Source organism: Pseudomonas sp. R62, from assembly GCF_000257605.1.
Classification (GTDB): Bacteria; Pseudomonadota; Gammaproteobacteria; order Pseudomonadales; family Pseudomonadaceae; genus Aquipseudomonas; species Aquipseudomonas atacamensis.
This window is the reverse complement of record NZ_JH635998.1, coordinates 3,540,653-3,549,551: the sequence shown is the minus strand read 5'-3', so window position 1 is coordinate 3,549,551 and position 8,899 is coordinate 3,540,653. Positions and strand designations below refer to the sequence as shown.

The following is an 8,899-nucleotide window of genomic DNA, read 5'->3' as shown; positions in this document are numbered from 1 at the left end:
GCTGAAATCCATCCCCCTCACCCCAGCCCTCTCCCCCAGGGGGGCGAGGGGGAAGGGAGCCGATCTCCATGCTTTCCCGAATCTGTATTCGACTCGATATTGCAGGTCGATGTAACCCACAAGAACACCTCGGTCAGTCCCCTCTCCCTCTGGGAGAGAGCTAGGGTGAGGGGCTTTTGATCTTCACGCGGTAAGCGGAAATCCGCTCACTCAGCTCAATCAGTCGGCACAAATCCGCTCACTCCTCCCCGCCACCCCCTCTAAACCGGCCCCTCACCCCTTGGCACACCTCCTGCTATAGCCCTGGCAGGCTGCGTTCCGACGCGCTCCACAAAAACAATTAAACGAAGGATCCTTCAATGGATAACTCCAACGCCCTGCCCCTTGGGTCGGCTGCCGTGCCGGCCAAACCGAGAACCACCGCGAGCCGGATCAAATCGATCTTCAGTGGTTCTGTCGGCAACATGGTCGAGTGGTACGACGGTGGTATGTGTATGCCGCCTTCTCCCTGTACTTCGCCAAGACCTTTTTCCCCGCCGGTTCCACCACCGCGCAACTGATGAACACCGCTGCGATCTTCGCCGTGGGCTTCCTGATGCGTCCGATCGGTGGCTGGCTGATGGGCATGTACGCCGACAAGGTCGGGCGCAAGAAAGCGCTGATGGCCTCGGTATACCTCATGTGCTTCGGCTCGCTGCTGATCGCCCTGAGCCCGAACTATGAAACCATCGGCATCGGCGCGCCGATCCTCTTGGTATTCGCCCGCCTGCTGCAAGGCCTGTCGGTCGGTGGCGAGTACGGCACCTCGGCGACTTACCTGTCCGAGATGGCGACCAAGGAACGTCGCGGCTTCTTCTCCAGCTTCCAGTACGTGACCCTGATCTCCGGCCAGCTCATCGCCCTCGGCGTCTTGATCGTGCTGCAAAACATGCTGACCACCGAACAGCTCTACGCGTGGGGCTGGCGTATTCCGTTCGCCATCGGCGCGCTCTGCGCAGTGGTAGCGCTGTACCTGCGTCGCGGCATGGAAGAAACCGAGTCGTTCACCAAGAAAGAAAAATCCAAGGAAAGCGCCATGCGCACCTTGATGCGCCACCCGAAAGAGCTGTTGACCGTGGTCGGCCTGACCATGGGCGGCACCCTGGCGTTCTACACCTACACCACCTACATGCAGAAGTATCTGGTGAACACGGTCGGCATGAGCATCTCCGACTCGACCACCATTTCCGCCGCCACGCTGTTCCTGTTCATGTGCCTGCAACCGATCATCGGTGGCCTGTCGGACAAGATCGGTCGTCGCCCGATCCTGATCGCGTTCGGCGTGCTCGGTACGATCTTCACCGTGCCGATCCTGATGACCCTGCACACCATCCAGACCTGGTGGGGCGCGTTCTTCCTGATCATGGCGGCGCTGATCATTGTCAGCGGCTACACCTCGATCAATGCGGTGGTCAAAGCCGAATTGTTCCCGACCGAAATCCGCGCCCTGGGCGTCGGCCTGCCGTACGCGCTGACCGTGTCGATCTTCGGCGGCACTGCCGAATACATCGCGCTGTGGTTCAAGAGCATCGGCATGGAAACCGGTTACTACTGGTACGTCACCGCGTGCATTGCCGTGTCGCTGCTGGTGTACATCACCATGAAAGACACCCAGAAGCATTCGCGGATCGTCACTGACTGATCGCACCGCATCGCTGGCAGGCCACAAAATCTGTGTCCTGCCACGAACCCTACGGGGTCTTGCGTCTGGCTGGAAATATGCGCTGGGTCCTTGCACTATGGCTGCATCCGAATGCAGCTCAGGAATCCGCTCCCCATGCCCGATGACATCCACTTCTACGAACCCGCCAACGGCCACGGCCTGCCTCACGATCCGTTCAACGCCATCGTCGGCCCGCGGCCCATCGGCTGGATTTCCTCGCAGGATGCCGAAGGCCGGCTCAATCTCGCGCCGTACAGTTTCTTCAACGCGTTCAACTACGTGCCGCCGATCATTGGTTTTTCCAGTGTCGGGCGCAAAGACAGTCTGAACAACATCGAGCAGACCGGGGAGTTCGTCTGGAACCTCGCCACGCGCCCGTTGGCCGAGCAGATGAACCAGAGCTGCGCGATGGTCGCGCCTGAGGTCAACGAGTTTGAACTGGCAGGGCTGACGACCGTGGCGTCAAAGCTGATTTCGGTGCCTCGGGTCGCCGAAAGCCCGGTGTCCTTCGAGTGCAAGGTCACGCAGATCATCCAGCTGCAACGCGCCGATGGCGAAACCGTACCGAGCTGGCTGATCCTCGGTGAGGTGGTTGCAGTGCACATCGCCAAATGGCTGCTGAAGGACGGCATCTACGACACCGCCGCCGCACAACCGATTTTGCGCGGCGGCGGGCCGGCGGATTATTTCCAGCTGGGGCCTGAGGCTCTGTTCAAGATGTGGCGCCCGGGCGCACAGAAGTAATTACCAGATCAGCTCGGCGTCATCGGTGACGCCCTTGAGCTTGTCCAGCTCGTTGATGGCTGCATCATCGGCAGCAATGGCGCCGGGAAACACCTGCTCATCGAGCAACTTGTGAAAGCGTGGTGCGCCGCCATCGACCAGGGCCTTGACCGCGATCGCCGCGTAATAACCCTTGTTGCCGCCCAGCTCGACGGGGACGACTGCGGAGACTGCTTCGAAGCGTTCAAACTCTTTACGTGCCATGTCGCGGATCCTGGCTCAATCAAATAAGCCGGACATTAAACCCTCAACCGGCGAGTTTGTGTATCGGCGCGGCGCATTGACCGAGGGCCTGCGCGGCGGAAACGTCCCTGAAGGTGTGGAAGTCGAGGCTGTTGACCACCAGGTCCTGGACCAGCTCGGCGAAGACTTCCATCGACGGACTGTTGAAATACGTCGTCATCATCTGTTGGCTGCTCCAGTAGCCGCTGACCAGCCACAGGTCGGCGTCGCACTGCGATTGTTGCAGGGAAAAACTCAGGCAGCCGGGCGCCGCGCGCGAGACCTCGATCAACGCGCTCAGGCGCACGCCGAGTTCCGCCGAACGCCCGGCCTGGGCACGAACGAAGGCCATATGACTGACAGGCATTTGCTTGGACATGATCAACCCTCCATGAAATCGCGTGGCAGCCGGGGGACGGGCTGCGACTGAAGCAAAGATTAAGGGCCGGGGCCGCCGCGCCGTTAGTCGATTCCTGCCTTCGCGTTGCACAATCCTGCGAGACTGCGCAGACGACCTGTAACAACCTGTAAACCCGCGCAACACGTCTGTCATACGCGTTTTGTGTAGGAGCTGCCGAAGGCTGCGATCTTTGGCTTTTGCCTTGAAGATCAACGATCGCAGCCTTCGGCAGCTCCTACGGAATCGTCTGGCGGGAGACCTGCGTGCACCTGCGGGCAGAATCAGGCAAGCATTTGGCAGAATGTGTCTACCGCTGCTGCTTGCACAAACATATGCTCTGCTGCATTCCCCCCTCACTTGCCGAGGATGCCGTGCATGACGTCATTCGATCGTTTTCAAGCCGAACCCAGCGCCGACATGGAAAAGCAGCGCGCGGAGCTGGCGGCGATCATCCGCCGCAACACCAGCGACGATGGCAGCTACCAGACCGCGATCGGTTCGCTGGTGATGTCGCGCCACACCCAGTCCCATGACTTTGCCCCGGTACTCGCGCAGCCGGCGCTGTGCATCATGGCGCAGGGGCGCAAAGAGGTCCGCCTGGCCGATGAGTTCTTCAACTACGACCCGCTGAATTATCTGGTGGTGTCGGTTTCGATGCCGCTCAGCGGCCGGGTGGTCAATGTCTCGCCGGAAGAACCGATCCTCGCCGTGCGCCTCGACATTGACCCGACCGAAATCACCGCGCTGATCGCCGACGCCGGCCCGATGGGCGTGCCGACCCGGCCGACCGGACGTGGTCTGTATGTGGAAAAAATCGACAGCGCCATGCTCGACGCGGTGCTGCGTCTGGCCCGGCTGCTCGACGCGCCGAAAGACATCGCCATGCTCGCGCCGCTGATTCGCCGGGAGATTCTCTATCGCCTGCTGCGTAGTCCGCAGGGTCATCGTTTGTATGAGATTGCGATTGCCAACAGCCAGAGCCATCGCATCAGCCAGGCCATCAAATGGCTCAACGGCAATTTCGAGCAGCCGCTGCGCATCGATGATCTGGCGCGGGAAGTGAACCTCAGCGTTTCGACCCTGCATCACCGCTTCAAGGCGATGACCGCGATGAGTCCGTTGCAGTACCAGAAGCAACTGCGCCTGCAAGAGGCGCGGCGGCTGATGTTGACCGAAGGGCTGGAAGCCTCGGCGGCGGGGTATCGGGTGGGCTATGAAAGTCCGTCGCAGTTCAGCCGCGAATACAGCCGCCTGTTTGGCGCGCCGCCGTTGCGGGATCTGGCGCGGTTGCGGCTGTCGGTGTAACTCCATAGAAGCCCCTCACCCTAGCCCTCTCCCAGAGGGAGAGGGAACCGATTGTGGGATATTGGAGAGGTTCATCGACTTGCGATATCGGTGCTGAATCCGGAATCAGCCAAGCCAGGCCAACCCAGCGTTGGGTTGATGACCTTCAAATCCATAATCGACTCGGTTTTTCAGGTCAACGAAGAAAGCAAGACACCTCGGTCAGCTCCCTCTCCCCCTGGGAGAGGGCTGGGGTGAGGGCAGGCTTCTACACCGCTCGCACGACGTGCTTGATCTCCAAAAACGCCGCCACCCCCCAAGGCCCCAGTTCGCGACCAACGCTGCTCTGCTTGTAACCGCCCCAAGCCGTCTGCGGGAAGATCACCTGCGGAGCATTGATCCACACCAGCCCCGCCTGCAACGCATTGGCCACGCGATCCGCCGCTGTGGCATCGCGCGTCACCACACTCGCGACCAGGCCGAACTGCGTGTCGTTGGCCAAGGCAATCGCTTCGGCCTCACTGGCGAAACCGCGCACACACACCACCGGGCCGAAAATCTCTTCGCGCCATAACGCGCTGTCCAGCGGCACGTCGGTGAACACCGTCGGTTGCAGAAAATAACCGCGCGGCAAATGCGCCGGACGATTGCCGCCGCACACCAACCTCGCCCCGGCGCTCAAACCGCGATCAATATGCCCAAGCACCCGCTGGTACTGCGCCTGATTGACCAGCGCGCCCATCTCCACATCCGCATCAAACGGATCAGCGACTCGGATCACCTCCGCACGTTTTTGCAGGCGCTGAAGAAATTCATCCATCAATGCCTCGGCAACCAGCACGCGACTGGTGGCCGAGCACATTTGCCCGGCGTTGAAGAACGCGCCGCCACAGGCCAGTTCCACCGCCAGCTCCAAATCGGCATCCGCCAGCACCAGCAACGACGATTTGCCACCCAGCTCCAGGCTCACACCCTTCACGGTTTCAGCAGCGCGTTGCATCACCTGCACACCAACCGCATTGCTGCCAGTGAAGGAGATCTTGGCAATGCGTGGATCGGCCGACAACGGCGCGCCCACCGCCAGCCCGGTGCCGCAGACCAGATTGAACACGCCGTCGGGCAAACCGGACTCAGCGATGATCGCGGCCAGTTCCAGCTCCGGCAGCGGCGTCACTTCAGAGGGTTTCAGTACCACGCAGCAACCGGCTGCGAGCGCTGGCGCCAGTTTCCATGCGGTGGTGACCATGGGGAAATTCCACGGCACGATCAGCCCGACCACGCCGCATGGCTCACGACGCAGGCGTGCGCTGAAGTCATCGCTGGGCAGCGGCACGTTGCTGTCCTGCCCGGCGTCGAGGCCTTCGGCGAGTTCGGCGTAATAGTCGAAAGTGGCGATTACGTCATCGACATCGATGGCCGCTTCGAACTGCGGTTTACCGTTGTTGCTCGACTGCAGGTTCATCAAGTGATCGCGGCCGTTGCGCACGCCGTTGGCAATGTTGCGCAGGATCGCAGCGCGTTCGGCGCCGGTGGTTTTCGACCAGTGTTCGAACGCTTCGGTCGCCGCGCTGATCGCCTGGTCGACGGCGTGTTCGTCACCGCCATTGACGGTGGTCAGCAGCGCTTCGGTAGCGGGGTTGATCACCCGTAGATGTTCGCCCCCCGCCGACCATTGACCGTTGATGTAGAGTCCGTCGAGTGTGGTTGGAAAACTGATCATTGGGCCACCGCCTGCATCCACTGGTTCTGGTCGATTTCAATCAGTGTCGGGCCTTGCCGGTCCGTCGCCTCGCGCAGCGCTGCGCGCAATTCGTCGATGCTGCTGATGGCTTGCGCGGCGCAACCGAGGCCCTTGGCCACGGCGACGAAATCCGGGGTATAGATGTCCACGCCGACCGGTTCGATGGCGCGGTTGACCATGTACTTTTTGATTTCCTCGTAACCCTGGTTATTCCACAGCAGGACGATCACCGGTACCCGTGCTTCAACGGCGCTGGCCAGTTCCGGCAGGGTGAATTGCAAGCCGCCGTCGCCGATCAGGCACACCACCGGCGGGCGCGCGCCGTTATCGAGTTGGCCGCCGAGCCACGCACCAATCGCCGCCGGCAACGCATAGCCGAGGGTGCCGTAACCGGTGGATGCGTTGAACCAGCGTCGCGGACGCCCGGGGTTGAACGTGAGGTTGCCGGTGTACACCGGTTGCGTGGAATCGCCGACGAACACCGCTTCGGGCAATTCGTGCAGCACGGTTTCGAGCAAACGCGTCTGCGCCAGCGTCGGCGCATCCCAGCTCGCGGCCAATTCATCACGCAGACGCGCGGCGCGAACCTGGCCCCAATCATTGCGGCGCTCGGCCAGCGGTTGGTGCGACAAGGCGCTGAGCAATGCTTGCGCGGCGTTGCGCGAATCAGCGACCAGTGCGACGTGCGGCGGGTAGTTGCGCACGGTCTGATCGGCATCGATGTCGATGCGCAACAGCTTGCCGGGAATCTCGAAGCCGCCGGCGAAAGTGACGTCGTAATCGGTCTCGGCCAGCTCGGTGCCGATCGCCAGCACCACGTCGGCTTCAGCGACCAGTGCGCGGGTGGCGACCAGGCTTTGCGTCGAACCGATCAACAACGGATGGCTGGTCGGCAGCATGCCTTTGGCGTTGATGGTCAGCGCCACTGGAGCGTCGAGCAATTCGGCGAGTCGGGTCAGCTGCGGCGCTGCGTCGATAGCACCGCCGCCGGCGAGAATCAGTGGACGTTGCGCCGTGGCGAGCAGTTCGCTCATGCGGGCCACGGCAGCCGGTGCGGCGCCGGCGCGATCGATATTCACCGGCAGGCTGGCGAGCAACTCATCGGCCTCTTCCACCAGCACGTCCAACGGTATTTCGATGTGCACCGGACGCGGTCGCCCGGCCTGGAACAGCGCGAAAGCGCGAGCAAGCACCACCGGCAGTTCGGCAGCGGACATCAGCGTGTGCGAGAACGCTGCGACGCCGCCGACCAGTGCGCTCTGGTTCGGCAGTTCATGCAACTTGCCGCGCCCACCGCCCAACTGACTGCGCGACTGCACGCTGGAGATCACCAGCATCGGAATCGAATCGGCGTAAGCCTGGCCCATGGCCGTGGTGATATTGGTCATGCCCGGGCCGGTGATGATGAAGCACACGCCGGGTTTGCCGCTGGTGCGCGCGTAGCCGTCAGCCATGAACCCGGCGCCCTGTTCGTGGCGAGGCGTGACGTGTTTGATGCTCGACCGCGCGAGGCCTCGGTACAGCTCGACGGTGTGCACACCGGGAATGCCGAACACCTGCTCGACCCCGTAATTCTCCAACAGCTTGACCAGTACTTCGCCGCACGTTGCCATGTTGATTGCCCTTTCATTCACTGAACACTCCCTGTGGGAGCGAGCCTGCTCGCGAATAAGCGGTCCAGCCAACATCCGTGTCGAACCTTGAACCGTCTTCGCGAGCAGGCTCGCTCCCACAGGGTCCGTGGAGTGACCATTGGAACGGTGCGCAACTGGCAGCAACAATCGATTAAAAGTCATACTAGCCATGTCCCCACGTCATACCTCGGATCGCCATGAAACGCCTGCCACCCCTGCCCGCTCTGCATACGTTCTGGATCACCGCGCAATGCTGCAATTTCACTCGCGCCGCCGAGCAGTTGCACATCACCCAGGGCGCGGTGAGCCGGCAGATCGCCGGGCTCGAAGAACAGCTCGGTTATCAGCTGTTCATTCGTCTGGCCCGAGGTCTGGCGCTGACGGCCGAAGGCCGCGAATGGCTGCCGCGAGTGGAAAAGGTCTTCGGGCTGATCAGTGAAGCGACCGAGCAGATCGGTCAGACGCGGCAAACCTTGCAACTCAAGGCACCGAGCTGCGTGATGCGCTGGCTGCTGCCGCGTCTGCTGCAATGGCAGAAGGAACGCCCGGACGTGCCGGTCAAATTGACGGCGTCGCTGCAACACGGCGTGGATTTTCAGCGCGAGCAATTCGACGCCGCCGTGATCTACGGCCCGCCGCCAGACCATTCGCCAGGCGCGCTGCATCTGTTCGACGAGCAACTGACACCGGTCTGCTCGCCGCAACTGCTCAAGGGCTCGCCCGCGCTGAATTCACCGCAGGATTTGCAAGAGCATCTGTTATTGCACCCGACCCACGACATTCAGGACTGGTCGGTATGGCTCGATGCAGCGGGATTGCGCCTGGGCAACCTTGGCAGCGGGCAGCATTTCGAAACGCTGGATCAGGCGATGTCGATGGCCTCGCACGGCACGGGTGTGGCGATCGGGGACTGGTCGCTGATTGGTGATGATCTGGACGCCGGGCGGCTGGTTATGCCGTTTGCGTTGAAGGTGAAGACGGGGTTGGCGTATTACGTGGTGGTGCCTGCTGGAGCCGAACCCTCGCCGCAACTTGAGGAACTGATGCTCTGGCTGGTTGAGCAGGCTCATTTGCGTTGAGCCTCTCCCCTCACCCTAGCCCTCTCCCCAGGGAGAGGGAACTGATTGGGGATA

7 protein-coding genes and 1 pseudogene are annotated in these 8,899 nt (G+C 61.9%); 4 read left to right on the top strand and 4 right to left on the bottom strand.

Going from position 1 to position 8,899, the window contains the following annotated elements:
• Positions 1 to 359: 359 nt before the first annotated feature.
• Positions 360 to 1,681, top strand: a pseudogene (locus OQK_RS17080) (MFS transporter).
• 135 nt (positions 1,682 to 1,816) lie between these two features.
• The gene (locus OQK_RS17075; RefSeq protein WP_016773448.1) at positions 1,817 to 2,446 is read left to right on the top strand and encodes a flavin reductase family protein; all 630 of its coding nucleotides are present in this window, start codon (positions 1,817 to 1,819) and stop codon (positions 2,444 to 2,446) included.
• Here OQK_RS17075 and OQK_RS17070 read toward each other — a convergent pair whose 3' ends face one another.
• Both OQK_RS17070 and OQK_RS17065 read right to left on the bottom strand, forming a co-directional pair.
• Positions 2,447 to 2,689: a hypothetical protein gene (locus OQK_RS17070; RefSeq protein ID WP_016773447.1), complete on the bottom strand. Its 243-nt coding sequence runs from the start codon at positions 2,687 to 2,689 to the stop codon at positions 2,447 to 2,449. It abuts the gene before it with no gap.
• 43 nt (positions 2,690 to 2,732) lie between these two features.
• Positions 2,733 to 3,086: a putative quinol monooxygenase gene (locus OQK_RS17065; protein ID WP_016773446.1), complete on the bottom strand. Its 354-nt coding sequence runs from the start codon at positions 3,084 to 3,086 to the stop codon at positions 2,733 to 2,735.
• 396 nt (positions 3,087 to 3,482) lie between these two features.
• Between OQK_RS17065 and OQK_RS17060 the strand changes: the two genes are divergently transcribed.
• Positions 3,483 to 4,412 carry an AraC family transcriptional regulator gene (locus tag OQK_RS17060; protein WP_016773445.1) on the top strand — a complete coding sequence of 310 codons (930 nt, stop codon included), beginning with the start codon at positions 3,483 to 3,485 and terminating at the stop codon, positions 4,410 to 4,412.
• 247 nt (positions 4,413 to 4,659) lie between these two features.
• Here the strand turns inward: OQK_RS17060 and OQK_RS17055 are convergent, their stop codons facing one another.
• On the bottom strand, positions 4,660 to 6,111 hold the full coding sequence (locus tag OQK_RS17055) for an aldehyde dehydrogenase family protein (protein WP_016773444.1): 1,452 nt from the start codon (positions 6,109 to 6,111) through the stop codon (positions 4,660 to 4,662).
• Positions 6,108 to 7,745, bottom strand: a complete 1,638-nt coding sequence (locus tag OQK_RS17050) for a 5-guanidino-2-oxopentanoate decarboxylase (protein WP_016773443.1) — start codon at positions 7,743 to 7,745, stop codon at positions 6,108 to 6,110. The genes OQK_RS17055 and OQK_RS17050 overlap by 4 nt, the downstream gene beginning before the upstream one ends.
• Positions 7,746 to 7,963: 218 nt before the next feature.
• On the opposite strand from OQK_RS17050, the gene OQK_RS17045 reads away from it, so the two are divergent.
• A complete protein-coding gene (locus OQK_RS17045; RefSeq protein WP_016773442.1) occupies positions 7,964 to 8,845 on the top strand; it encodes a LysR substrate-binding domain-containing protein in 882 nt (293 codons plus the stop codon).
• Positions 8,846 to 8,899 lie beyond the last annotated feature (54 nt).

Excerpts from the sequence above, each read along its gene's own strand:
- OQK_RS17075 (WP_016773448.1), top strand. The coding sequence starts at position 1,817 with ATGCCCGATGACATCCACTTCTACGAACCCGCCAACGGCCACGGCCTG.
- OQK_RS17070 (WP_016773447.1), bottom strand. The coding sequence starts at position 2,689 with ATGGCACGTAAAGAGTTTGAACGCTTCGAAGCAGTCTCCGCAGTCGTC.
- OQK_RS17065 (WP_016773446.1), bottom strand. The coding sequence starts at position 3,086 with ATGTCCAAGCAAATGCCTGTCAGTCATATGGCCTTCGTTCGTGCCCAG.
- OQK_RS17060 (WP_016773445.1), top strand. The coding sequence starts at position 3,483 with ATGACGTCATTCGATCGTTTTCAAGCCGAACCCAGCGCCGACATGGAA.
- OQK_RS17055 (WP_016773444.1), bottom strand. The coding sequence starts at position 6,111 with ATGATCAGTTTTCCAACCACACTCGACGGACTCTACATCAACGGTCAA.
- OQK_RS17050 (WP_016773443.1), bottom strand. The coding sequence starts at position 7,745 with ATGGCAACGTGCGGCGAAGTACTGGTCAAGCTGTTGGAGAATTACGGG.
- OQK_RS17045 (WP_016773442.1), top strand. The coding sequence starts at position 7,964 with ATGAAACGCCTGCCACCCCTGCCCGCTCTGCATACGTTCTGGATCACC.